This window comes from Novosphingobium pokkalii, assembly GCF_014652855.1.
In the GTDB taxonomy this organism is placed as follows: Bacteria; Pseudomonadota; Alphaproteobacteria; order Sphingomonadales; family Sphingomonadaceae; genus Novosphingobium; species Novosphingobium pokkalii.
Genome location: NZ_BMZP01000006.1, coordinates 193,652 through 218,593 on the forward strand (window position 1 = coordinate 193,652; position 24,942 = coordinate 218,593).

The following is a 24,942-nucleotide window of genomic DNA, read 5'->3' on the forward strand; positions in this document are numbered from 1 at the left end:
CGCAACAAAGACCTGTTCGGGCGCGTGAAGCGACCATTGGTCGATCGCACGGGTGGCGATTCGCCCTGCCCGCGCCCTGCAAAGATGGCCGCTGTTTTCGCGGCGACGGCATCGAAGGACAGTGAGAGCGGCAATGACCACGCTAGATCTCCCGGCCCAGACGGCCCAAGCCAAGCAGGGTGAGCAGCGCCCCTCCGCCGGAACCCGGCTCAAGCTGCCCCTGGCCGCCTCGCTCGAGCATCGCCGCTTGCAGTGCTACATGATGCTCATGCTGGTCGACACGCTGATGATCGGTGCGTCGATGATCGGCGTTGCCCAAGCGCAATATGGCGCGGTGCCGCCCTCGGTGCTGCGGCAACTCGGGTTGCTGCTGCCGTTCTACGTGATCGCCGCGCTTGCCTTCAACGCCTATTCGATCAGCGCCCTCACCTCTGCCCGGTTCAGCCGCAACCGTGCGCTGGTCTCGCTGCTGACCGCGTTTGGCATGCTGATCTTCGTGGCCTTCTTCGCCAAGATTTCCGACCAGATTTCGCGTGCCTCTACCGGCGCCAGCTTCGTGGGTTGCGCGGTGGTGCTGATGCTGGCGCGCACCTGGATCCAGCCGCTGATCCGCAAGCTGTGCGGACCCACTGCGCAGAACGTGCTGATCCTGGATGATGGCGGCCTGCCCGTGCGCATTCCGCATGCCTGGCACATCGATACCCGCCAGCACCGCCTGGTGCCCAACCGCAACGATCCGCACATGCTCGATCGCCTGGCGATGTTCATGACCAACATGGACCGCGTGCTGGTGAGCTGCCCGCCCGAACGCCACATGGAATGGGCCATGGTGCTCAAGGGCGCCAACATCACCGGCGAGCTGATCGACCAGAGCGTGGTTGCCATGGGCGTGCTCGGTGCCCGCCGGGTCAACGACACCGGTTCGCTGGTGGTCTCGGCCGGTCCGCTGGGCATTCGTGGCCGCGCTGCCAAGCGCGCGATGGACCTGGCGATCGCCGGTTCGGCCGTGCTGTTCCTGGCTCCGCTGCTGCTGTCGGTCGCGCTGCTGGTCTATCTCGAAGACCGTGGCCCGGTGTTCTTCAAGCAGCAGCGCCAGGGCCGCAACAACCGCCTGTTCTGGATCTACAAGTTCCGCTCGATGCGCGTGGCACAGCTTGACTCGGCCGGCGCCCGCTCGGCCAGCAAGGACGACGATCGCATCACCCGCATCGGCCGCTTCATCCGCCGCACCAGCATCGATGAACTGCCGCAATTGCTCAACGTGCTGCGCGGGGACATGAGCATCGTCGGGCCGCGCCCCCACGCGCTCGGTTCGCTCGCCGGTACCAAGCGCTTCTGGGAAGTCGATCCGCGCTACAACCAGCGCCACTCGCTCAAGCCTGGCCTGACCGGCCTGGCCCAGGTGCGCGGCTTCCGTGGGGCTACCGATACCGAGGCGGACCTGTCCGGCCGCCTTCAGGCCGATCTCGAATACCTTGATGGCTGGACGATCTGGCGCGACGTGCAGATCATGTTCGCCACGTTCACCGTGCTGGTGCACGACCGGGCATTTTGACTTTCCGACACCATTGGAAACAAGCTGAAACGGCATGCGCCGTCGCGACAAGGCGAGGCGTAGCTGCGCCAGCCCGAACTACCGCAGCAAAATGCGATGTTGCGTTGCGGCATGGCGCGTCGCAATCATGCCGCCATGGCTCAGCACTCGCGTCGCACGTTCATCCAGGGCAGCGCCCTCTCGCTCGCTCTTGCCACACCTGCGGCGTCCGCCTTGGCGGCGGTCGTCAAGCCCAAGGGCTTTCGCCTGGGCGTCAATCTGGCCGGGGCCGAATTTGCGATGATCGGCGGCCGCTGGAACTGGCCCTCGCTCGATAACCTGAACTATTACCTGGCCAAAGGCTTCAATGTCTTTCGCGTGCCGTTCAAGTGGAACCGCCTTCAGACCCAGATCATGGCACCACTGGATGCCACGGCTCTGGCTGGCCTCGACCAGATCGTGGCCACCGCCACGGCGGCAGGGGCGGTGGTGCTGCTCGATGCGCACGATTACGGCCGCCGCGACAAGCAGATCATCGCCGACACCGACTCCCCGGTCACCGCCGCAATGTTCGCCGATTTCTGGGGCCGCATGGCCGCGCGCTACAGAGCCAATCCACTCGTCTGGTACAACCTGATGAACGAGCCGCACGACCAGAGCGCGCAGGCCAATATCGCGGCGCAGAACGCCGCCTGCGCCGCGATCCGCGCGGCGGGCGCACGGTCCAAGGTGCTGTTTTCGGGCACGGCCTGGACCGGGGCGCATTCGTGGATGACCACGGCCAATGCCACGGCCACCTTGCAGATGGTCGATCCGCTCGACAATTTCGCGTTCGATGCCCACCAATACCTCGATCGCGGCTATGGCGGCGGCACGCTCAATGCCATCCCGGGCGTGGGCGCGCATATCCTGCAAGCCATCACCGACTGGGGCCGGGCCAACCGCCGGCAGGTATTCATCGGCGAGTTTGCATCCGGGCCAACACCCCCCTCGCTTTCGGAACTCAACGATCTGCTGCACTTCATGGTCAGCAACAAGGATGTCTTCATCGGCGCCACCTATTTCGCCGGCGGGGGCACCTGGGGCAACAACATGGGCTCCGCCGATCCCGTGGGCGGCGTGGACAAGCCGCAGACCCTGCTGTTGCAGCGCTATCTAAAGTATTGACGCCCCCTGCACGGGCAGAGGCCCGCGCAGGGCGCGCATTTGCGGTGATGAAAAGCAGCGTTTGCCCGGATCTGCGCAGCGCCAGTCCGTTCGCAGTTGCAACACGAACGACGGTTCCGATAACAGCGGGCCAACTCCTGCGGTGGCATGTGATCCAAGACAACCGAAAAGCCACACCGAGGGATTCAGATGGCGTGGCTCATTTTGCACCGCAAAATTATTGTTGAATGCCTGGGTCAAGTCATATAGGTAATTTCCTGTAAGCCGATTCTGGAGTTGTGACCATGAACATCATGAAGATCGGCGCCATCGGCGTCGTCGCTTCCCTGCTGGTGGCAGGGACTGCCGAAGCAGCCGGTACGCAAGCTGCCGTGCCCGTTGCCTCGGTTACCGCAAAGAAGCTGGTGCGCTCGTCCGCTCCGGTTGCGCGTCAGTCGAAGTCGGCTGAAGGCGTGGTGCTCGGCCTCGCTGCCGTCGGCGCCATCGGCGTTGGCGTGTACGAAGTGACCAAGAGCGACTCGACCGGCAGCTAAGCTGACGTTCGCTTTCGTTTTCAGGGAAAAGGCCCGTGCGCGTTGCGTGCGGGCTTTTTCTTTTGCGCGCGGCGTCGACGGGGCGCCCAGCCCGTGCACTTGCCGCATACCGGCCGTTGCGCCGCGATTGCCTAGTTGCGCGTCCACGGATACAACCGGGCGGCGCGCAGAATTCGCGCCAAACGGCAGCCCTGCGGCAGCCGACAGCCCCTTGCCCTTCCCTATTTGATCGAGCGCCATCCCCGTGGAAGACAGCCCAGCTTCGCAACCGCAGCATCGCCATCGTCGACGCCGCTCCAGAAGCCAGACCGCTTCGCTTCGACCTGCCGATTCCGCCGTCCGCGTGAGCAGCAGCAGCGACGGCGCCCGCCGCCGCTCACGCGGAAAACGCGGACGGGGATCGGCCAAGCGGGGCAGTGTGCTGCCGCTGGGCGTGCCGCAGCCAGGCGTTATCGTGATCATCGCTATGATCATAGCGGCGATGGTGTTGGGCGGCGGTGGCACCAGCAACCCGGGAACCGAAATGGTGTTGCAACCGCTCATCGCGTTCCTGGCGCTATTGCCACTCGTGGTGCCTCGCCTCAACGAAGGCCTGGCCCAGGTGCCGCGCACCGCATGGGTGATCAGCGCTCTCGTGCTGGTGGTGCCGTTCGTGCAGCTCATTCCGCTGCCGCCTTCGCTGTGGCACGCCCTGCCCGGCCGCGAGATGGAAATCGCCTCGCTGGGCCTGATCGGCCGGGCGGATAGCTGGATGCCCTGGTCGATGGCGCCCGCGCGCACGTTCATCTCGCTGTTGGCGATGGTCGTGCCGGTTCTCATCCTGCTCGGCGTGGCGCGGACCGATCTCGTGGGGCGTGTCTGGCTCTGCGCCGCGATCGTTGCCGTGGCAGCGGTCTCGGTGATGCTCGGTGCGTTCCAGCTTACCCATTTTGCCGGCCACAACTGGACCTTGTACAGCTATTCCCACTTCGGCGTGATCGTCGGCTTCCAGGCCAACCACAATGCCGAGGCAGACCTGCTGGCTATTGCCCTGATGGCCTGCGGCGTGATCGCTACCGCCCTGGCCGGGCGAGTGCGCAACCGCACGCTGTTCTGGTCCGGCGTGTCGTTCACCGGTGCAGTCATGGTCGTGCTGATCGTGCTGACCGGCTCGCGCACGGGCATCGCGCTCTCGACGATCGCCCTGGCGACGTTCCTGTTCATCCTCTGGCCGCTGAGCCGGGCCGACTTCTCGCGCCGCGGCCTGTTGCTGGCCCTGGGTGGCGGCGCGGCAGCGGTCGGCGTCATTCTCACCATCGGCCTGCTCTCGATCGACCGCATTCTCAGCCGCTTTGCCGATCTCAAGGACTCGCGCCACGACATCTGGCTCGACACCATCCAGGCAATCCACGGGGTCTGGCCGCTCGGCAGCGGCGTGGGCAGCTTCCCCCCGATCTTCAACGCGGTGGAACGGCTGGAAGTGGTGCGCAACACCGTTGCCGGCCGCGCCCACAACGATTGGATGGAATGGACGCTGGAAGCTGGCTTGCCGGGCTGGATCGTGCTGCTGGCTGTCCTGATCATCGTCGGCGCGATGGTCTGGCGCCGGCTCGGCTTCGAACTGCGCAACAAGGGCACGCTGCATTCGCGGGCCCAGGCGGTGATGGCCGTCGGTATCCTGGTGCAACTGGGCGTGCACGCGCTCGACGATTTCCCGGTTCGCGAAATGTCGCTCGCTGGCCTGCTGGCCATGGCCGCCGCCATGCTGTTCAAGCCGCGCGGCCCCGGCGCAGAGGCAGAGGTGCAGCCCGAGCCCGAATCGTCCGACTCAACCGAAGACGAAGCGCCGGTGTTGGAGCCAGCGCCCGAATTGGCGCAGGCCTGAGCCGCCGCTATTCCCGCCCGGTCAGGCTCGCGGCGGGAACACCGGTTCAAGCTTGCGGCCGGCGATGATCGTGGCCAGCAGCCAGGCGTCGCCGGCATAGCGCGGCAAAAGGCGGCGCGGTTCGCTCATCATGCGGTGCGCCCATTCCAGGCTGAGCTTGCGCATCCACTCGGGCGCGCGCTCCTTCTTCTGGGACGAGAAATCGAGCGCCGCGCCGACGCAGAAGATGTGCGCCGCCGGCATCAGGGCAAAGTGGCGCGCCACCCAGATTTCCGACTTGGGCGCGCCCACGCCCATGAAAAGATGCGTGGTGCCCAACTCGCGGATGCGCGCCGCCATGGCCGTGCCAAAGGCCTCGTCCCGCTCGAACCCGAACGGCGGGCTTTCCGTCCCGATCGCGGCCGGATCAAAGCCACGGGCCACCAACTGGTCGCGCAGCGCCTGTGCCGCATCGAGCGAGCTGGCCACGAAATAGGGCCGATCGATCCCCGGACGCAGCTTTTCCAGCAAGGCGGGGAACAGGTCTGCCCCCGTCACCACCGGCAGATCCGTGCCGGTCTGCCAGCGGGCCAGCATGCGGATCGGGCGCCCATCCACCGTTACCAGCGCGGCACGGGCATAGGCATCGCGGAACGCGGCATTGCCTTGCAGCATGCGCAAGTGGTTGACGTTGCATGTGCAATAAAGCTGGGGCGCGGCAACCGGGCGCAGCGCCAGGTCGACCAGTTCGCCCAGCGGCCGCTGCGAAAAGGCCAGGCCATAGCGCCGATAGAGCAAGGCCCCCGTCACGCCTGTCGCACCATTGTCACTCATCGCATGCCCCCGTTTTGCTGCACCCTGGCCCGCCGTCAATCCCATCCGAACAAGTCGCGCGTGAAGACCTTGTCTTCCACGTCGGCCAGTTGCTCGGTCCGGCGATTGGCGATGATCACGTCGCATTCCGCCTTGAACACGGCCAGATCGCGCTCCACCCGCGAACCAAAGAAGCGATCCTGCGTCATCACCGGTTCGTAGATGATCACTTCGATGCCCTTGGCCTTGATCCGCTTCATGATGCCCTGGATCGAGGACTGGCGGAAATTGTCGGAGCCGGCCTTCATCACCAGGCGGAACACCCCCACCTTGCGCGGGTGGCGGGCAATGATCTGGTCGGCCAGGAAATCCTTGCGCGTGCTGTTGGCGTCAACAATCGCGCGGATCAGGCTTTGCGGCACGTTGGAATAGTTGGCCAGCAACTGCTTGGTGTCCTTGGGCAGGCAATAGCCGCCATAGCCGAAGCTGGGGTTGTTGTAGTGCATGCCGATGCGCGGATCGTACCCGACACCCTCGATGATCTGGCGCGTGTCCATCCCGCGCGCCAGGGCATAGCTGTCCAGCTCGTTGAAGAAGGCCACGCGCATGGCGAGATAGGTGTTGGCAAACAGCTTGATCGCCTCGGCCTCGCGCGCGTCGGTATAGAGGATCGGCGCGTCCTTGCGCACCGCCCCTTCGCGCAGCAGTTCGGCAAAGACCCGCGCCCGCTCCGATCGTTCGCCCACGATGATCCGCGACGGGTGCAGGTTGTCGTGCAGCGCCTTGCCCTCGCGCAGGAATTCCGGGCTGAACACGATTTGGTCGCTGCCCAGCCGCGCCCGCATGCTGTCGACAAAGCCGACCGGGATGGTCGACTTGATCACGATGGTCGCCTGGGGATTGACGGCGACGGCGCGGGTGATCACCGATTCGACCGACGAGGTATCGAACTTGTTGGTTTCCACATCATAATCGGTGGGCGTGGCCACGATCACGAAATCGGCGCCGGCGAGCGCCGCATCGGCATCGAGCGTTGCCACCAGATCGAGCGACCGTTCGCGCAGGAACGCTTGCAGCTCTGCATCCACGATCGGCGATTGGCGGGCGTTGAGCTGGTCCACGCGCTGCGGCGAAACGTCCACCGCCACCACGGTGTGATTCTGCGCCAGCAGCACGGCGTTGGACAGGCCGACATAGCCCAGCCCGAAAACGGCAATCTTCATTCGGTCATACTCATAGCACCGGCACCAGCCGGCAACGCGGCGCTTTTCCGCCGCGTTGCCAGGCCAGTCAATGGCCCTGCGGTCATTCCGCCAGGCATTCCGGCAGGCCGGCCGACATATCGAGATCGCGCACGCGGTCCAGCGCCTGCTGGTTCAGGCTGGCGGCCCGCTCGGCCGTGGCGCTTTCGGTATAGACGCGCAGTTCCGGCGCATTGCCGCTCGGGCGCAAGTGGATGATGTCGCCGCTGGCAAACGTGGTGCGCAGGCCATCGGTGGCGTCGAACCGCTGCGCCTCGCCACCGGCGATATCGCCAAACAGCCGGGTGAGCCGCGCCAGCACGTCCGCCTCGGCCCCTTGTTGAAGCGCGGCGAGCAGCGCCTGGCTCTGGCTGGTGGGATAGTTCTGCAAGCGCTCGCTGTTGGTAAAGCGCGGCGGCAGTTGCGCCTGGAGCGCCGCAAGGCTGAGGCCCTTGGCGCGGGCATCGGCGAGCACGGCGACCATCGGCAGCACCGCATCGCGCGTGGGCAGCGCGCCCAGCGTGCGGCCATCGCGCGTCACCGCGCTACCCAGGATGAAGCCGCCATTGGCTTCATAGCCGCAGGCACTCTCGCCCTTGGCCAGCAGCGCGTTCATCGCCTCGATCACGAAGGGCGAGCCGATCCGGGTGCGGCGCACATCGGCAAACCAGCCCGACAGTTCCAGCGCGGAATTGGAGCTGACCGGCGTGGCCACCGCCGCCAGGCCCAGGGCGCGGGCGCAGAGCACGCCCAGCACATCGCCGCGCAGCCAGGTTCCGGTTTCATCGGCCAGCAGCGGGCGATCGGAATCGCCATCGGTCGACAGGATCGCGTCCAGCCCATACTGTGCCGACCATTCGCGCGCCAGCACGACATCTTCGGGGCGCACCGCTTCGGTATCGACCGGAATGAACCGCTCCGACCGGCCCAGCGCCACCACCTCGGCGCCCAGCGCGCGGACCACGTCCACCACGATGTCGCGCCCCACGGCCGAATGCTGGTAGACCCCCAGCTTGAGGCCCTTGAGCGCCTCGCTCCCAAAGAACCCGGCATAGCGCGCGACATAGGCCGTGCCCACGTCGACCGGGGCATCGAGCACCGGGGGCGCCAGCAACTGGCCATCGGCATCGAACAGGCTTTCGTCCACCGCCACGTCCTGCGCCTTGATCGCGGTTTCGTCGGGCTTGAGCACTTCGCCATCGGCGCGGTTGAACTTGATGCCGTTGCGATCGTCGGGAATGTGGCTGCCCGTGACCATCAGCGAGGGCACGCCCAGGGCAAAGCCATGGGCCGCCACCGCCGGCGACGGCACGAAGCCGCAATCGACCACCACGCCGCCGGCATCGCTGACCGCCGCCGCGCAGGCCGCCATGATGCGCGGGGTGGAGGGGCGCAAGTCCCCCGCCAGGGCCACGGCGGTGCCGGGGCCGAACTGCCCCTCGCTCGCCATGTGCTGCAAGAAGGCGCGGGCATAGGTGTAGCACACGCGATCAGTCATGGCTGTCACCAGCCCCCGCGCGCCGCTGGTCCCGAAGGCGACACCGGAACTGGCCATCAGATCGGAAACGGAAAGGGTCTGCGTCATAGGTCCTCGGTCTTGGTCGCGGCCGCGATCATGGCTGCGCGGCAGGTGGGGTTCGAGACGCCATGTCGGCTTCCCGGACATCGGAATGGATGGCCTTTCAATCCGGCCATGATCCACTCGTTCCTTCCGTTTTGCCAGCTACGGCATTCTCTTGGCACAGCCACGCTGCAAATGCCGCGTGGCGCAAAAAGCGTTTCGTGCAGGCCCGGTCAAAGCTGCGCAAAGGCAGCCGCCGCACGCTCCACGGTAAAGCCGGTCATCAGGGCGCGGGCCTTTGCCAGCCGCATCGCCACCTGCTCGAGCGAAAGCGACAGGGCATGGGTCAGCGCTGCGCCGATCTCTTCGGGCGAAAGCCCGCAGACCAGCGCCGGATCGATCTGCTCGACGATTTCCGCGCTGCCGCAGAATTTCGAGACGATGGCCAGGCGCCCACGCACCAGCGCTTCGTTGACCACCAGCCCCCACGGATCGATCACCGAAGGCAGCACCAGCACGTCGATCGCATCGAAGAACGCTTCGAGCCCGACGCCCGAGACATAACCATGGGCCTGTTCGTGCGCGGCCAGATCGGGCACGTCATAGCCTGCCAGATGCAACTGGCCGCCCCGCGCCGGATCGGCCGCGACCACCGCGTTCATCGCCGTGCGCAGGGCCGCCACGTTCTTGCGCGGCACGCTGCTGCCCAGATAGCCGAACCGCGTCAGCGTGGTGACCGGGCGCAGCGTGGGGGCGTCAGCAGGTGGTGGGGGCACGACCTGGGGAATGCGGCGGATCGGGCCGGCAAAGCCCAGCCCGCGCAGATAGCGGTCAGACATGGCCGACCAGCTTGCCGCCGCCCCGGCCAGGCGCAGCAAGGCGCGCGAAGTGAGCGTTTGATAGAGCAGCTTGCCCCGCCCCTTGGACGGATCGGGAATGTGCTCCACCCACAGGTAGGTGCGCTGCGCGATCCGCCTTACCGCAGGTGCGAAAAGCAGCATCGCGATATTGGTGGGGTTGTTGTCCACCAGCACCGCCACCTCGGCCCGCGCCGGAAGATCGAGCTTGCCTGCCGGAAATACCATCTTGGCATATTGCCGCGTAGGCACGCGCCGCGCGGAATAATGCACCGGCTGTTCCTCAGCCCACCGCCGACCTTCGTCGCTGGCCGACTGCATATAGATCACCAGCAGCTTCTTGGTCTTGCCCAGCTCTTCGAAAATCGCATGCCGACTGGGCGAGAAATAGTTCTGGAACACCAGAATATCCACGGCATCGTCTAGGCGTTCCATCTGACTCACTGATCATCCATCGCTTTGCCGCAGCCTATCGAACGTATAGGGGCAGCCATGCCGCATGGCAACATTTTGCAGACAGCGGCGTCTGGCTAAACGCTTGACCCAGGCGACGCTGCAATGCAACATTGGCAAGGCGGGAAGGACGGTTTCGGATGCAGGACATATCTACCGGGAAAGTCGCGAAAAGCGGCGGCCGTTATTCGGCACTGGACGGCTGGCGTGGCATTGCCGCGCTTTTTGTTGCCATTTTCCACTTCCAGGTGGCGAGCCACCTCTATTTCGCGCCGTTCACTCGGCAGGCCTACCTGCTCGTCGATTTCTTTTTCGTCCTTTCCGGCTTTGTCATCGCCCATGCCTATTGCAACCGACTGCACGACAAAGGCGAGTTCGTCACGTTCGTGATCCGGCGCTTTGGTCGAATCTGGCCGATGCACATGGTCGTCCTGGCAGCGTTCATCGTGGCGGAAACCGCCATATTCATCGCCCAGTCGCATATCGGCGGCGCCCTGCCCCGGCCGCCCTTTTCCGCTGACCGCACTTTGGCGGCAATCCCGGCCAACCTGTTGCTGCTCAATGGCACGGGCATCTATGAGCACTCCACCTGGAACGGCCCGAGTTGGTCCGTCAGCGCCGAGCTGTGGATCAACGTCCTGTTCGGACTCTGCGCGATCACCGCCGGGCGACGTCACATGGCACTGGCCATGGCGATGCTCGCTGCTGGAAGCGCAATCATCCTGATCCTGTTCTGCCCCACCTATCTCGACACCGATGGCGCCTACGCCCTGTTCCGCTGCGGCTATGGCTTCTTCATTGGCTATTTTGTGTGGCGCGCGGTGCAGGCCCGCAAGGGCAGCACACCCCGCCCCGTGCTGGACAGTCTGATCGAGATCGCGCTGGTGATCAGCGCGGTCACGTTCATCTCTTATGCGCAAGTCGGCCCATGGCAAATGCCGATCCCGCTGTTCTTCGCGATTTTCGTCTATCTCTTCGCGCGGCAGGCAGGGCTCGTCTCACGCCTGCTGGAATCGCGCCCGATCCAGAAACTGGGGCATTTGTCCTACGCGATCTACATCATCCATTTCTTCTTTGCCTTCGCGCTGAACAACGTGATCCGCGTGGGCGGCAAGATCGCACACGTGCCTTCCGTGCTGCCGGGAACGCAACTGGCACTGGTCGGCAACGCCTATGTCATGGATGGGATCACGATCGCCTATCTGGCCATCGTGATCACCACCGCACACTTTGCCAATCGGTGGATCGAAACGCCTGCCATGCTGTGGTTCAACCGGCAGTCTGTCTGGCTTGCGGAAAAGCGCCAAGGCCTGCCGCCTGCCTCGGCCTCTTGAGCCAAGCAGGCGGCACGAATGGGCTGCGCGTTCAGCCCGTCAACCGCCTGACCGCAGCGACCACCGCCGCATTGGCAATGTCGGCATTGGGGCCGGCAAAATGCACAATGGAATTGCGGCCGGCGATGCCCAGTTCCGTTGTCTGGCCATTGATGTTGGCAATCAGGTCACCAATGTTCTTGCCAGCCGAACGAATATAATACTGGCCGGGCGCAATCTGCGCGGGCAGGTTGGGGTCGCTCCAATAGCCGGCGAACGCAGCATTCGCGGGAAACCCTTTCTGGGCCAGATCCTGATAGACCGACAGGGGAACCAGGCCGAATCGCTTGGCCGTCTGCAATTCCGTCATACCTGGAAACTGTGGGTCGGGATTGGAAAAAGCCGCAGCATGCGCTTCAACGGCGGCGAGTACGGCTGCACGTGCGTCCACATTGGCCACGGGAAAGTCCTTGCGGATCAGCGCCTGCGTTTCCACCAGCCCGTTGCGCAGGTCGGTGCCGCTCTGCAATGCCTCTTGCCACTTGCCCACCAGGCGCTGGCCATTGAACGTGAACTCGCGCCGGCCAACCGGGATGACGACGATCAGGCGCTGGCCCCGCGACTGCGTGATCGTGCGAATGCGATCCAGGGCCGCACTTGTTTCCCACCATTTGTCTTCGGTATTCTGCCCCGCCCACACGACCACGTTGCGTTGCGTGACCGCGCCCGTCAGTGTCCGGTACGCGAACACGCTGGCAATTTCGGCCGACCCTGCCGAATTCAGGGCATCCACTACCACGCCGGGCATGGCCGCTTTCGCGGCAGACCGTGCGTAGGCAGACATGCTGTCCCCGATCCAATACACGCCTGGGCCAATCGCCGGCAAACTGGGTCGGTAGTCGCTCGGCAAGAAGAAATGGTAATAGGCGCCGCCATAATGCACCGCCTGCTCGCCCGCCTTGTACGTTAGCCCATCGAACACGCCGCCGGCAGCCACCTGCCAGGTATCACCGGGCTGCACCGTGCCGACCGGCAGGCCGGAAGCGGGGCCAGGCTGAATGGCCCACTGGCTTGCGCGGCACACCACGGCATCGCCAGGATAGACCGTGCCAATCGGCAGCGACATCTGCCCGCCGCCGACCAGGAACACCATCCAGTAATCACCATCGTTGCAGCCACTGGCTGGAGGCAGGCTGGTCTTGCCACGCCCGTTGCTATTGGAAATCAGGCCCAGCAGATGGCGGCTTTCCAGCCCCGCCGCAGCCGGCGACCAAGGGCCGTGCATTCGCGGTTGCGGCATGGGCTGGGCCGGCACGGGAGCTGCCCCACCCGCAGGTGGCAACGCAAGCGCAGCAGGGACGAAAGACGCCGCACAAGCGACGGCGAGAATGCCTTTAGTGATCGCTTTCATGTTCCCTCTTATGCTAGTGCGAAGGCATGGCATATGCTGCACATCCCCGCATGGGCATTTCCCGACGTCCGGTCCGCCGCCAGAAGACACGCTGGTTGAAAAAGCCGGTCCAGAGCACGCAGGATATGCTCGGTGGCATTGTTCTGGCTGCGGCAACGCTCATGAACTTCGCCCTTGCGATTCTCAACGCCCATGGCCTTGGCATGAACAACGCCAAGGTCACCGTCATCCAGACGGCCGTCACGGCGGCAGCGGCCGGGCTGTTCTATCTTCGGCCAACGAAGATGAAGCCCGAATTTACGTGGGCGCTGGTGTTGATCTTGCTCTCGCTGGTGATCACCAGCGCCACGCAGGGCTTCAACGCCAAATGCTTCTATGACATGCTGATCATCCCGATCTTCATCGCGGCCGGGGCCACGCTGGAGCAATTCCCGGTCAAGATGCTGAATCGGTTGACATTCATTGTTTTGATCGTGGCGCTGATCGAAATCCTCAAGCCAACGCTCTACACCGCCATCGCCAATCCGCTGAACTTCCTCATGAACACCCGCTCGTGGGTGGCGGATTCAGTTTCTGGCAGCGCAGGCAACGATCTTGGGTTGTATCAAGGCGCCATGCGCGCGGGCGGTTCCAAGTTCGCGCTGACCGACCACCGTGTAGGCAGCGTCTTTCTCGAACCTATTTCACTGGGCTATTTCGCGCTGATTGCCTCGATCGCTTACAACGAAATCTACAAGTTCGATAAGATCAAGCGAGCGATCATGGTGGGACTCTGCCTGTTCCTGTCGCTTGCTGCGGACTCACGCATTCCGACGATGTTGATCATCGGCTCCACCGCCGCCAGCTTCACGTTTCGCCGCTTTTCCCCAAAGCTGATCTGGGTCGTGCCGTTGCTGATTTTCCTGTTGGCTTTGGGCATGTACATATCGGGCGGTTCGGGGCTTTACAGTGACATGGGTGAGCGCCTGTCAATCACGTTTGACGTGCTCAAGCAGGCGCTGGTTTCGACTCTGCTGATCGGCGGCGTTTCGGACGCGGCGTTCGGCGATAGCGGGTTCCTCTACCTTATCCGGTGTGTTGGCCTGCTTGGGCTTCCCCTCGCCCTTTGCACTTTTGCCGGCATGTTCTCGCGCGGCAAAAAGGCACCGGCGTTCATCAACATCGCCGCCGCCGGTTACATGATGGTCGGCGCGCTGTTCGGCGGCGCCATCTTCTCGATCAAGACTGCAGGGCTTCTGGGCATGGTCATCGGCTACGCGGGTGTTCGCCCGCTCGCTCTGCCAAAAGCCTTGCCCAAGCCGGCAAAGCGCAGGGCCGCACGATGAACGAAAAGGTCTCGTCCCAGCGTATCCTGTGGATCGACGGCGCCAAGGGCATCGCGATTCTATTGGTGGTGCTGGCCCATGTCTGGCGCGGTCTCCATGATGCGGGGATGCTGGATTGGAATGCTGCTTATGCAACGGCAGACTTCACGATCTACGCTTTCCACATGCCGGCCTTCTTCCTTCTCGCCGGTCTCACCACTCCCCATTCCTTGCGAAAGGGCGCGCCTGGTTTTCTGCGCAGCAAGGTGGTGACCGTCGCCTATCCCTACTTTTTGTGGTCGCTGATCCAGGGCTTGATCATGGTCGCGCTGGCCCGGATCACCAATGGCAAAGTGAGCCTGAGCGATCTGCTGGCTATCCCCTATCGCCCCATGGCGCAGTTCTGGTTCCTCTACACCCTTTTCGTTTTCCAGGTCGCGATCGCCGTTTTCAAACCGCGCGTTCTGCTGGCCCTCTCGATCGTCTGCTTCGTCGCCACGCAGTTCCTGTTCAAATACGATACCACCCTGTTCAATATCGGCCACTTCGCCCTGTTTTTTGCGGCGGGTGCGGCACTTTCCGATCAGCTTCTCGTGATCCCGACACGGGTATCTGTCTGGATCGCCGCCGCAGCGTTTGCGCTGCTGGCCATCGCTTACCACTTCACCACGCTGTACTATCTCAACATAGCGGTCTTGCCACTGGCGCTGGCCGGGTGCCTGCTGGTCGCTTCGTCGGCCGTCACCGCCGCGCCAAAGGCGATCGGCCCAACCCTGGGCAAGCTTGGCCAATATTCCATGAGCATCTACGTGATGCACATCATGGCCGCCTCCGGGATGCGCATCGCGCTGCGCAAGGCAGGCCTGCCGCCTTATGGTGAAATCTATCTTGTTGCCGGGACTCTCGCTGGCATTCTTCTTCCCATTGCCGGCCATGCCGTTCTGGCACGTGCCAATCTCTTGTGGCTGTTCGGCCTCGGCAAACGGCGGAAAGCCTCGCATGCCCAGACCGAGACCTTGGCAATCCAGAGCTGACGCCGATTTATATTGCATTGCAGCACCCGAATTTGCACAGCTAGCGGCCTACGCAATACCGGGGGCAAACGCCGTGACCATCGCTGTTGATCTTGTCCTGGCCACGCGGCCCAATGCCTCCACCGGCATCGAGCGCTATGCCATCAACCTGTTCGAAGCGCTGCGCCGCATCGCGCCCGAGGCGATTGCCTTTGTCGATTCCCGTGCCGCCGTGCCCACCGGGCCGGGCGTGGTGCGGGTGCCGGGGGGCTTTCGCGGCTGGCTTACCCTGCCGCTCAGCCGCGCCTGGCGCGAGGCGCGGGTCAAGTCGGTGGTATGCCCCGCCTTTCCGCCCAGCCCGCTGCTGCTGGCCACGCGCAAGCCGGTCGTCCGGATCATCCACGATGATTTCCCGTGGACGCGCGGAGAGGCGATGAACCTGCGCGGCCGCGCGCTGTTCCGCCATGCCGAGGCAGCAATGGCGCCGCATTATGCCCAGGTGCTCGCCCCCACCGCGCTGATGGCCGATAGCCTGGCCACGATCCTGCGCCGCCCGGTGGGCGTGATCGGCAATGCGCCGGGGATCGACCTGGCGCTCGCCCCGGAACCCGCGCGCACGGAGCCCGGCGTGATCGCGGTGGGCACGGTGGAGCCGCGCAAGAACTATGACGCGGTGCTGGCCCTGGCCGACAGCCTGGCCACGCATGCTGCGCCCTGGACGGTTCGCGTTGTCGGGCGGCAGGGCTGGGGCGATATCGCCGCCAGTTGGGAAAGCCAGGTGGCCGCGCGCGCCGGGCGGCTGGAATGGCATGGCCATGCCAGCGATGCCGCGCTGCTGGCGCTCTACCAATCCGCCACCTGCTTCGTTTCGATGTCCCTGGCCGAAGGGTTCAACATGCCGCTGGTGGAGGCGGGCAGCCTGGGCCTGCCGGTGGTGTGCAGCGATATCGCGATCCACCGCCAGGTCGCGCCGCCCTGGGCCAGGTTCGTGCCGCTGACCATCGCCCCGGCCGATCTCGCCCGCGTGGTGGAAGAAGCCGCCGCGCTTCCCCCCGCGCCCGAAGCGGTGCAGGCCTATCGCCACAGGTTCAGTTGGGACGGGATCGCCCAGGCCCTGGTAGAACGCCTGCGCCAGGCCTGATAGCCCGTTTTGAAAATGCGCCAAGGCGCATTTTCGTTGCGGCACCGGCCCTCTCCCCCACCCGACCTCCCAACGATAGTACCCTGTGGGAGGTCGGGTGGGGGAGAGGGCCGGTGCCGCAAATCCGGCAAAGCCGGATTTCCAAACAGTCTCTGATAGCTCCGGGCACAAAAAAGGGGAAAGCGCGCGGCGCCCTCCCCTTTTTTGTATTCAAGCCAGCGGCGTTCAGGTGCGGCCGAGCACGCTGTCGCACGATTCCGCCAGGCGCGCGCGCGCGGCGGCGGCCTGCTCGTGAATCGTCGCGGTCACGATGCGGGCCATGTCGTCCTGCTCCACCAGGCGGGCAATGTGCTTGGCCGTGGCGGGAATGGAGACCGGATTGGCGATGTGCTCGCGATAGAGGTAGTAAGGGCTGGCGCCATATTGGGCGAAGAGGATTTCCTTCTTCTTGTCGCCCAGGGTGTGGGCCACATGCTGGCTGCCATAGCCCAGGCACACCGCCGGAATGCCCAGGTTCCAGGCATTGACGCACAAGTGATAGGTATCGGTCAGCACAAAGCGGCATTCCAGCAGGCTGGCCAGCAATTCGCGCGGCAGCGGCGGCAGGCGCCGGGCCGGGTAGCCGAACAGGCGCGCCAGCGGCAACTGGCGCGGCGCCGAATCGACCCAGGGAATCCATTGCGCCTTGCGCCCTGTCTGCGCCGCCAGGGCGCGCGAGAGGGCCAGCGGCTGGGCAATCCACTTGGCCCGGCCAAAGAACACGCCCATCTTTTCGCCGGGCTGCTCGGGAAAGGCATCGACCACGCCATAGCGGGTGAAATCATCGCGCGAGAGTTGCAGCGCGCAATCGCTGCCCAGCACGCTGCGGTTGCCGCGCAAGGGGGAGGACTTCATCTGCGACAGCGCATCGCGGAAGTGAATGCCGCCCGCGCGCGTAATCAGCCGCCGCAGCGCCGCGTTGTAGCGCGCATCGCGCAGGTCGCCCGCGCCGATGGTGATGATCGTGCCCCCGTAGACCACGACTTTGCCCAGCACCGCATCGCTGGCATCTTCCAGCATGAACGCGCGATAGATCAGCTCGATCGCGGCGGTGTGATCGGCGCAGATCCCGTCGCGCACCAGCCACTTCGACAGGTCCACTTCCCAATAGGGCTTGGAATGGAGGAAATCGCCCCAGAACACGATGAGATCGGCTTCGCGCACGGCATCGACGTGGTCTTGCAGCGGCAGATACTGCTGGTGCGTCTCGGCCGGGGTATAGCCCAGCTTCTCCAACGGGCCGAGCGCGTAATAGGCGATCTCGTCGTTGGGATAGGCGTTCTGGAAATAGGCGTAGGCGGACAGGTCCACCGTGTACATGCCCGTGTTGCGATTGGGCAGAAAGGCGCAGATGACGGCAATGCGCGCCATGGACAGTCCTCCTTCAGCGTTTGGATTTGATCGCGGCGAAAACGGTAATCAGGCGATCGCGGAAAAATGCCAGCGCCATGCCGCCATACAGCAGCAGCGCCAGCATCGTGGCGGAAAGCGCCGGCCCGAGGTGGTTGAGATCGAGGTTGGCAGCCCAGACCAGGCTGCTCACCACCGCCACCACCGCCAGGCCCAGCACCGTGGGCAGAGACATGACCACGTCGCGCGCCACGCGGATTTCGGGCACCAGGCGCGTGATCACGTAGATGAGAATGCCGCCGCCCAGGAAGCAGCGGATGACGAAGGCCGTGCCCGCCGCCAGCACTCCGAAATAGGCCCCCACCCAGATGAAGGCGATGTTCATCGTCGTCTGGATGACATTGTTGAAGAACGCCAGCTTCGGCCGGCCGATCGCCACCAGGTAGGTCTGCATCGGCACGACAACGGCGATCAGCGGCAGCGAGATCAACAGGATGGTGATCATCTGCGCCAGGTGTGGCCATTTGTCCTTGAACACCAGCTCGGCCACGTAAGGCCCGGCAAAGGCGGAGGCGACGAACGGCACCGAGGCGACCAGGCTGGTGATGCCGCAGGCGCGCCACATGGCCTCGACCGTGCGCTGCCGGTCTTCCACCATGCGCGAGAAGATCGGCAGCAGCGTGTTGTTGATCGGGTTGAGGAAAAGGCTGACCGCCAGATCCAGCACGGTGCGCGCCAGGCGGAACACGCCCGTGGCGGTGGGGCCGGCGATGAAGCCGACGATCACGTCCACCGAGCGGATGTTGATCTGGTTCATCGCCGAAAAGCCCAGCAGCGCGCCGGAAAACCGCGTCAGTTCCTTCATCGCGTCGAAGCCGGCCAGCCGCTGGGGCCGCCAGCCCGAGGCGGCAATGCTGATCGCGGTGGAAATGACCGGCGCCACCGTCACCTGCACCACGATGCTCCACGCGCCAAAGCCGAGCACGGCCAGGGTGCAGCAGGCCACGCCGGCAATCGCCTGACCCACTGTCTTGCGCACGGCAAGCACGCGATAGTTGAACGAGCGCTCCAGCAACCCCTCGGCCACCACGCCCACCCCGGCCGCGAGCGGCGCCAGCGCGGTGGGCAGGATCATCAGGTACACCGCATCATAGCCGGGCATCATGCGGAAGACGAACGCCAAGGCCGCAATGGCGACCGCTGCCAGCACGCCCAGCCACAGGAACAGGCTGAACGCGGTATCGAGAAAAGCCGGGGTGGCCTCGTCGCGCTGGATCACCAGTTGGTTGCCCGATTGCAGCGTCGCGGCCGTGACGATCGCCGGCGCAGTGGCCATCGCCGCCACGCCGAATTCGTGCGGGCCAAGGAACAAGGCCGCCGTCAGCATCACGACGGTCTGCGTGAACCGCTCAGCCAAGACCTGGAGCAACGACCAGATCGCGCCCTTCATGGCAAGTTTCGAATAACTCATAGCGTGATCAGAACCGTCCAAAGCCTTGCCGGACCGTAATCGCACTGCATCGTTACTGCCCCCGCGCGAACGTGACCCTGTCTCGGGTTACAGCCTATTTTGCGATGCAGCAAGAGTTTGCGTCCATCGGCGGGAAGTGTCCCGCACCACCTGTTTTCAACCCGGCCGATCGCCGCCGCCCTGCCTGGCCGCACCACCCCAGCAAAGGACAAGGCCTTCACCCTGCCGATGCTGCCTGCATCACGCGGAAAATCCCGCATGCACAAGGCCATTGCCCCGGCAAACCTGCGGGTCATGCTGCACCTTGTCTTCGGTGGCAGAGCGCAGCATGGCAAATGCAGCATTTACCAACCGATTGGCGCATTCGTATTTCTGAGCAACTTTGGCGGCGATCCTGCCGGACGCGTGCCGGCAGCCGAAGCGACGGCACGCGGATTTATTTCGCTATCGCAGCAAAATTCTTGCCGAAGAGGCTGGAAAGTGTTGGATGGCTATTGCCGCGAGCCGCGTGATCGGACATCGCGAATAGAGATTGATTCTGTCAGACGGGGATTGGCATGACCACTGAAATTCTTGCGCCTGTGCAGGCAACAACCGGCGACAGGGTCGCGATCTCGATCGTGATCTGCACCATCGAACGCTCTGGCCGCGAGGAGCGCCTTGCCGAAGTCATCCGCAAGTTGCAGGCCCAGGAGAAAGTCGATCTCGAAATCGTGCTGGTCTGGCAGGGCTTCGATCCGGCGCTGTTCCCGCGCTTTGATGGCGTGACCACGGTAATCACCGACCTTTGCAGCTCGGCCGACTCCCGCAACATCGGCGCCGACCACACGCGCCACGGCCTGATCGCGTTCTATGACGACGATGTCTATCCGATCGAGCCCGACCAGCTCTGGCGCACCGCACGGATGATGCAGGAACGCGGGCTCGATTTCATCGCCAGCAACATCCGCTCCGAAGGCGATGTGCAGTCGGCCGCACCGATCACGCAAGACGTGATCTATGATTTCAACAACATGCTCAACAACCTGTGGGAACCGGGGCTGATGGTGAAGCGCGAGGCCTTTGCCGCCACGCGCTTTGACCCCACGCTCGGCATCGGCTGCATCCATGGATCGAGCGAAGGCATGGACTTTGGCTATCGCCTGCTCAAGGCGGGATACAAGGGACAGCGCGTGGCCACGCTGTTCATCGATCACCCACCGCTCGACAGCAATGTCGACGTGAACATCGAGCGCTATTTCTTCTATTCGCTGGGCAACGGCTCTGCCCTGCTCCAGCATGGCTATCGCTATGTCTACGTGCGCGCGATCTTCCGGGCATCGGCGCGCGTGGTGGTATCGCTGCTTACCGGCAACAAGCCGCGCGCCAAGGCCGCGTTCGTGCGCGTGCTGTGCCTGATGGCCGGCCCGTTCCTGCCGCGCCGCAATGCCCGCCTGCTGCCACGCAACCATATCAAGGCGCCGGCCTATGTCCTGCCCCCGGTGGCAGAGCAAGCCTGAACCAGCCCGATGTAAAAAACGAAAGGGCCGGCACCCAGTGGGTGCCGGCCCTTTTCGTATCTGGCAGTCGGCGGCAGCCAGGCAGCGAGTATCAGTTGCCAACCCGCTCCAGCTTCACATCGGCAATGTGCACATCCACGCTCGGGGCGAGCCAGAACGCCAGGGGGCGCAGGCGACAGGTGGAATCGAGCAGGATTTCCGTCCCGACCCGATCCTTGCCATCCGGCAAGCGCGTTGGGGTCTGCGCCAGGCCTTGATCGAACGTGCAGCCCATGCCGACCCGCAGCGAGCGCAGCGCGAGACCGTCGGCTTCGGGCATGGTCCACGAAATGCGATAACGCCCGGCCGGCAGCACCAGCATCTGTTGCAACACCGGCTGGGTCGAGGCGCCGTTGACGCGGACATCGACCTGGCGCAGCCCACCGGTGGTCGGCGTCGGTTCGTTCACGAGCATCTCGATATCGCCCACCGCCGGTACGCGCCAATCGAACAAGGAGGCGCGCGACTGGTTGTCGAGATTGAGATTGGCAAAATCGCCATCATGGACAAGCGACGTGCCGGCATCGCACGAGCGCAGCCATACTTCTTGCGCCTCGTCCATCAGGTTTGCCTTGGCCAGTGCCGCCGTCAGCCAGGCCATGCGATCGCAGGCGAAGGTGTGCCGCGGGGCGCGGCGAATGACATCGGCTCGTTGCAGCAAGACCTCTGGCGGCGTGTCATCCGGCGTCAGAAGGAACGCGGCCTGCCACGGCGCGCCTTGCGCAAAGCGCGCTGCAAGCGCGGTACGGCCTTCGACACTGGCTGTCACATCGTTGATCAGCGCATCACGGCTGGTGTTGTCGGGAAACTGCCGCATGATGGCGTCGAGCCGCTGCGCCGCGACGTTGGCGTCGCCCAGATCCAGCCCGCGATCGATCCAGTAGAGTTGCGTGGCGACATCGCGCCAGCCCATGTTGCCGGAAACGCGGAACGCCGCCTCCGCAGCCTGGCTCCGGCCCTGCGCCTGCCGTGCCCGGCCCAGAACACCGATTGCCACCGGGTCCATCGGATCGGACGCCACCGCCCTGGCCGCGAGCCGCTCGGCTTCGGCCGGCTGGTTCATGTCGAGCGCGTCCATGGCCCGCATGCGCGCCGACATCGTGTCGTAAGGCCATCCCACCAGCCCGCGCGTGGTGCTGTCGGGCGTGGTGGAAAGCCGGTCGGCACCGCTGATCGCGGCAACGGTGCCATAGCATGCCAAGGCAACCGCGCCTGCGATGGACAGCCATCCGGGCACGCGCGGCTGCGCCATGGCAAGGTCAGCCATTGGCTTCCGGCGAGTAGCGGTAATAGCTGTAACCATAGTATTCGGAGTAGCGGTTGCCCATCTTCGACGCGTCGAACATAGTCAGCACCGCGCCCAGCACGTTGGGATGCATCGAACGCAGGCGGCGCAACGACGCCTTGAGCGAGCCACGGCGGCTGCGGTTGGACTGGACGACCAGCACCACGCCTTCGACCACCGCCGACATCAGCGGCGCATCGGCCAGGCCCAGGACCGGCGGACTGTCGAGAATGACCACGTCAAATCGCGCGCTCAGTTCCTGAAGCACGGCATTGAGGCGACCCGAGCTGATCAGTTCGGTCGGGCTGGGCGGGATCGGCCCCGAGGTGATCACGAACAGGTTTTCGTGCGCCGTCGGGCGCAGCACGTCATCGACGCTGTGCTGCGCGGTCAACAGGCTGGACATGCCGGCATCGTTGGCAATGCCGATCACCGCGTGCAGCGCCGGGCGGCGCATGTCGACATCGAGCAGGGCCACGCGGTGGCCCAGCCGCGCCAACCCTTCGGCCATGGCCAGGCTGGTGGTGGACTTGCCTTCCGACGGCTGCGAGCTGGTCACCAGGATCGTGCGCGGCAGGCCGTTCGGCGTGGAATAGAGCATCGCACCGCGCAGCGAGTTGTAGCTTTCGCTGATCGCCGACTTGGGATCGGCGAGCGCCGCGCTGGGAGTGGTATCCTCTGCCGTGGGGATGACGCCGAGCAGCGAGATCCCCAGCTTGTCCTCGACGTCCTCGGGCACCCGCACCGCATCGTCGAGCTGGTAGCGGATCAGGACGATCAGGCCCGACAGCACCATGCCGGCCAGCAGCGCGATCAACAGGTTGTTGATCAGCACCGGCGAACTGGGAATGTTCGGCACTTCGGCGGCATCGATGATGGCGATGTTGCTGGCACTGATGCCCGCGGCGGCGTTCAGTTCCTTGAAGCGTTGCAGCAGGCCGTCATAGAGCGAGCGGTTGGTATCGGCTTCGCGGGCCAGCAGGTTGTAGCGCACCGAGAGATCCTGCTCGGCCAGGGTCGAACCCTTGAGCTTCGCCAGATCGCTCTGCAACTGGTTTTCCGCGTTCACCGCGGCATCGTATTGCTGCTTGACCGAGGACCGGATGGTCTGGGCCACGGCGTTGAGCTGCTGGTTGATCGCGGCAACCTGCGCGCGCGCCTGCTGCACCGAGGGATAGTCTTCGAGATGGCGGGCGCGTTCGCGTTCCAGCTCGGCCTGGGCCGTCGCGCGATTGGTCAGCAGGCCGGCAATCGTGGAATTGGCCAGGACTTCGGGCGCCGACATCAGGTTCGGGCCGGAAATCGCCTTCCAGCGCTGCTCGGCCGCCATGCGGTTGACCTGCGCCTGGTTCAGCGCGGTGTTGATCTGGAGCAGGCTCGACATCGTGACCGAGCTGCCGCCCGAAGCATCGCCGCCACCGGCATCGGGCGTGGTCGGCGCATTGGCATCGCGCAGATGGATCAGCCCGGCCTCGCGAGCATAGGCGTTGAGATCGCGCTCGGACTGTTCGAGCTTGGCCTTGGCTTCGGCCAACTGCCCCGAAATGAATTCGCGGGCATAGGCCGAGCTGTCATAACGGCGCTGAAGGTTGGCCTGGATGAACTCGTTGGCCCAGGCATTGGCGATCTTGGCCGAAAGCTGCGGATCGGTGCTGGTAAAGCTGATCGTGGCCAGGCGCGAGGAGGGCACCATGTCGGCCAGTTCGGCCTTGACCAGCAGCGACAGCGTGTAGTCGCGCATCGCCTCGTTCGAAGCGCCGGGCTTGGGCGCCGGCGCGCCCATCGCATTATAGAAGCTGGGATTGCCAATCAGGCGGAGCCGCTGCGCAACGCGCTCGGCAATGGCGCGGCTGTTGAGGATCGCGATCTGCGTCTTGAGAAAGCGATCGGTGTCCTGCGGCGAGGCGGCTTCGGACTGCGAAGGGTCCTGCTCGTCGCTCAGCACCTGGGCAGACTGGTTGTTGATCTGCACCGTGGCTTGCGCCGTATAGCGAGGAGTCATCAGCAAGGTGATGACGAAAGCCAGCACCACGCAAATCGCCACGATCAGGCCGATGATCAGCAGATTGGCCCTGACGATCATCAACAACTTGCGCAAATCGAACGACGGCGCGTCCTCGTAGATATCCTCAGGACCGCCGTCGACATCCATCGTGGAGCGCGGCGCATAGTGATCTGCCGAAGCATTGTTCATAGCTGTGGACACGATACCGCCGATGTTAGAAGCGCAAAAGGAAGATGTTGAAGATCGGCGCCATCTGGAGCACGTCCCGATAGCCGGACTTCAACTGGGAGAAACCGACCACGACCACGTCGCCGCCCAGGATCTGCGGATCGGGATCGACCCCCTTGCGGATCCGGTTGAGATCGAATCGGGCGACCATGCGCTTGCCGTTGACCGTGCGGAACACCATGGTCTCGCTCAGCTTGGCGATGCGCGTCGGGCTCTGGGCCATCGACACCGCGCCCAGCAGCGTGGTGCTGGCGTTCACCGGATAGGCACCGGCGTGGTTGACCTGGCCTTCAACCGAGACGAACTTTTCGGCCGCCGTGTTCACGTTGATCGTGACTTGCGGATACTTGAGATAACGCTCGCCCAGCTTGGTCTCGATCAACCGCGACGCTTCGGCCGGGGAGAGACCGCTGACCTTCACCGATCCGGCCAGAGGCATCTGGATGCGGCCGGCGTCATCAACCACCAATTTGGCAAAGCTTAGGTCCGGCTCGCCCATCACCGACAGCGAAAGCTCGTCACCAACCCCGATTGGCGAACTCTCCGGCGTCTTTGCATCGGAAATGGATGGCGCCACCTTATAGGCATCGGCACCGGTCGCAACCTCTGGACCGACCGGCGTGGTCGCGCATGCGGACAGCGCGGCGGACGCAAACGTGGCCGCAATGATGGTAGGAAACTTCACGAGTTCCACAGCTCCTGCAAAAAATCTGGCGCTCGCCATTTCCGAACTTAGCCGGTCCGCAGCACGCGATGAGCCTCGCGCGTCTCCGTCCCCATTTCCCTGACATGGCGATGCCAGCAAATGCTGCTCTGCACAATAGTATTCTGCCTGACCCACG

At 64.4% G+C, this 24,942-nt stretch carries 20 protein-coding genes; 10 read left to right on the plus strand and 10 right to left on the minus strand.

Going from position 1 to position 24,942, the window contains the following annotated elements; translation table 11 throughout:
- Positions 1-133: 133 nt before the first annotated feature.
- The 4 genes from IE191_RS08620 (at position 134) to IE191_RS08635 (ending at position 5,098) form a co-directional block, all read left to right on the plus strand.
- Positions 134-1,555 (plus strand): exopolysaccharide biosynthesis polyprenyl glycosylphosphotransferase, encoded by a 1,422-nt coding sequence (locus tag IE191_RS08620; RefSeq protein WP_229815197.1) that lies wholly within the window; start codon positions 134-136, stop codon positions 1,553-1,555.
- Between the two features lie 111 nt (positions 1,556-1,666).
- Positions 1,667-2,701 (plus strand): glycoside hydrolase family 5 protein, encoded by a 1,035-nt coding sequence (locus tag IE191_RS08625; RefSeq protein WP_229815198.1) that lies wholly within the window; start codon positions 1,667-1,669, stop codon positions 2,699-2,701.
- Between the two features lie 284 nt (positions 2,702-2,985).
- Positions 2,986-3,234 (plus strand): hypothetical protein, encoded by a 249-nt coding sequence (locus IE191_RS08630; protein ID WP_191323955.1) that lies wholly within the window; start codon positions 2,986-2,988, stop codon positions 3,232-3,234.
- A 343-nt stretch (positions 3,235-3,577) separates the two neighbouring features.
- Positions 3,578-5,098, plus strand: a complete 1,521-nt coding sequence (locus IE191_RS08635) for an O-antigen ligase family protein (RefSeq protein WP_191323956.1) — start codon at positions 3,578-3,580, stop codon at positions 5,096-5,098.
- Between the two features lie 21 nt (positions 5,099-5,119).
- On the opposite strand, the gene IE191_RS08640 is transcribed toward IE191_RS08635, so the two are convergent.
- From IE191_RS08640 to IE191_RS08655, 4 genes are all read right to left on the minus strand, one after another.
- Positions 5,120-5,911 carry a WecB/TagA/CpsF family glycosyltransferase gene (locus IE191_RS08640; protein WP_191323957.1) on the minus strand — a complete coding sequence of 264 codons (792 nt, stop codon included), beginning with the start codon at positions 5,909-5,911 and terminating at the stop codon, positions 5,120-5,122.
- A gap of 35 nt (positions 5,912-5,946) precedes the next feature.
- Positions 5,947-7,113, minus strand: coding sequence for a nucleotide sugar dehydrogenase (locus tag IE191_RS08645; RefSeq protein ID WP_191323958.1), 1,167 nt, complete (start codon positions 7,111-7,113; stop codon positions 5,947-5,949).
- Between the two features lie 82 nt (positions 7,114-7,195).
- The gene (locus IE191_RS08650) at positions 7,196-8,716 is read right to left on the minus strand and encodes a phosphomannomutase (protein ID WP_191323959.1); all 1,521 of its coding nucleotides are present in this window, start codon (positions 8,714-8,716) and stop codon (positions 7,196-7,198) included.
- 209 nt (positions 8,717-8,925) lie between these two features.
- Positions 8,926-9,984: a glycosyltransferase gene (locus IE191_RS08655; RefSeq protein WP_191323960.1), complete on the minus strand. Its 1,059-nt coding sequence runs from the start codon at positions 9,982-9,984 to the stop codon at positions 8,926-8,928.
- 158 nt (positions 9,985-10,142) lie between these two features.
- Here IE191_RS08655 and IE191_RS08660 point away from each other — a divergent pair, with 158 nt between their 5' ends.
- Positions 10,143-11,336 (plus strand): acyltransferase family protein, encoded by a 1,194-nt coding sequence (locus IE191_RS08660; RefSeq protein ID WP_191323961.1) that lies wholly within the window; start codon positions 10,143-10,145, stop codon positions 11,334-11,336.
- A 31-nt stretch (positions 11,337-11,367) separates the two neighbouring features.
- Here the strand turns inward: IE191_RS08660 and IE191_RS08665 are convergent, their stop codons facing one another.
- Positions 11,368-12,726, minus strand: a complete 1,359-nt coding sequence (locus IE191_RS08665) for a hypothetical protein (RefSeq protein WP_191323962.1) — start codon at positions 12,724-12,726, stop codon at positions 11,368-11,370.
- A gap of 26 nt (positions 12,727-12,752) precedes the next feature.
- Between IE191_RS08665 and IE191_RS08670 the strand changes: the two genes are divergently transcribed.
- The 3 genes from IE191_RS08670 to IE191_RS08680 all read left to right on the plus strand — a co-directional run bounded on the left by IE191_RS08670 (position 12,753) and on the right by IE191_RS08680 (position 16,184).
- Positions 12,753-14,051, plus strand: a complete 1,299-nt coding sequence (locus IE191_RS08670; RefSeq protein ID WP_191323963.1) for a hypothetical protein — start codon at positions 12,753-12,755, stop codon at positions 14,049-14,051.
- Positions 14,048-15,064 (plus strand): acyltransferase family protein, encoded by a 1,017-nt coding sequence (locus tag IE191_RS08675; RefSeq protein WP_191323964.1) that lies wholly within the window; start codon positions 14,048-14,050, stop codon positions 15,062-15,064. The genes IE191_RS08670 and IE191_RS08675 overlap by 4 nt, the downstream gene beginning before the upstream one ends.
- Before the next feature lie 73 nt (positions 15,065-15,137).
- Positions 15,138-16,184: a glycosyltransferase gene (locus tag IE191_RS08680; RefSeq protein ID WP_191323965.1), complete on the plus strand. Its 1,047-nt coding sequence runs from the start codon at positions 15,138-15,140 to the stop codon at positions 16,182-16,184.
- Positions 16,185-16,409: 225 nt separating this feature from the next.
- Here the strand turns inward: IE191_RS08680 and IE191_RS08685 are convergent, their stop codons facing one another.
- Complete coding sequence (locus tag IE191_RS08685; RefSeq protein ID WP_191323966.1) at positions 16,410-17,594, minus strand: polysaccharide pyruvyl transferase family protein; 1,185 nt, start codon at positions 17,592-17,594, stop codon at positions 16,410-16,412.
- Positions 17,595-17,607: 13 nt separating this feature from the next.
- On the minus strand, positions 17,608-19,023 hold the full coding sequence (locus IE191_RS08690) for an oligosaccharide flippase family protein (protein ID WP_191323967.1): 1,416 nt from the start codon (positions 19,021-19,023) through the stop codon (positions 17,608-17,610).
- 138 nt (positions 19,024-19,161) lie between these two features.
- On the opposite strand from IE191_RS08690, the gene IE191_RS08695 reads away from it, so the two are divergent.
- Positions 19,162-19,605, plus strand: coding sequence for a hypothetical protein (locus IE191_RS08695; protein ID WP_191323968.1), 444 nt, complete (start codon positions 19,162-19,164; stop codon positions 19,603-19,605).
- Complete coding sequence (locus IE191_RS08700) at positions 19,602-20,543, plus strand: glycosyltransferase family 2 protein (protein WP_191323969.1); 942 nt, start codon at positions 19,602-19,604, stop codon at positions 20,541-20,543. Before IE191_RS08695 ends, IE191_RS08700 begins: the two co-directional genes overlap by 4 nt.
- 91 nt (positions 20,544-20,634) lie before the next feature.
- Here the strand turns inward: IE191_RS08700 and IE191_RS08705 are convergent, their stop codons facing one another.
- From IE191_RS08705 to IE191_RS08715, 3 genes are read right to left on the minus strand one after another with little or no spacing between them, the layout of a single operon-like run.
- The gene (locus tag IE191_RS08705; protein ID WP_191323970.1) at positions 20,635-21,849 is read right to left on the minus strand and encodes a hypothetical protein; all 1,215 of its coding nucleotides are present in this window, start codon (positions 21,847-21,849) and stop codon (positions 20,635-20,637) included.
- The gene (locus IE191_RS08710; protein ID WP_229815199.1) at positions 21,842-24,061 is read right to left on the minus strand and encodes a GumC family protein; all 2,220 of its coding nucleotides are present in this window, start codon (positions 24,059-24,061) and stop codon (positions 21,842-21,844) included. Before IE191_RS08710 ends, IE191_RS08705 begins: the two co-directional genes overlap by 8 nt.
- Before the next feature lie 25 nt (positions 24,062-24,086).
- Entirely contained in the window at positions 24,087-24,785 is a 699-nt protein-coding gene (locus IE191_RS08715) for a polysaccharide biosynthesis/export family protein (protein ID WP_229815200.1), read from the minus strand.
- Positions 24,786-24,942: the final 157 nt, after the last annotated feature.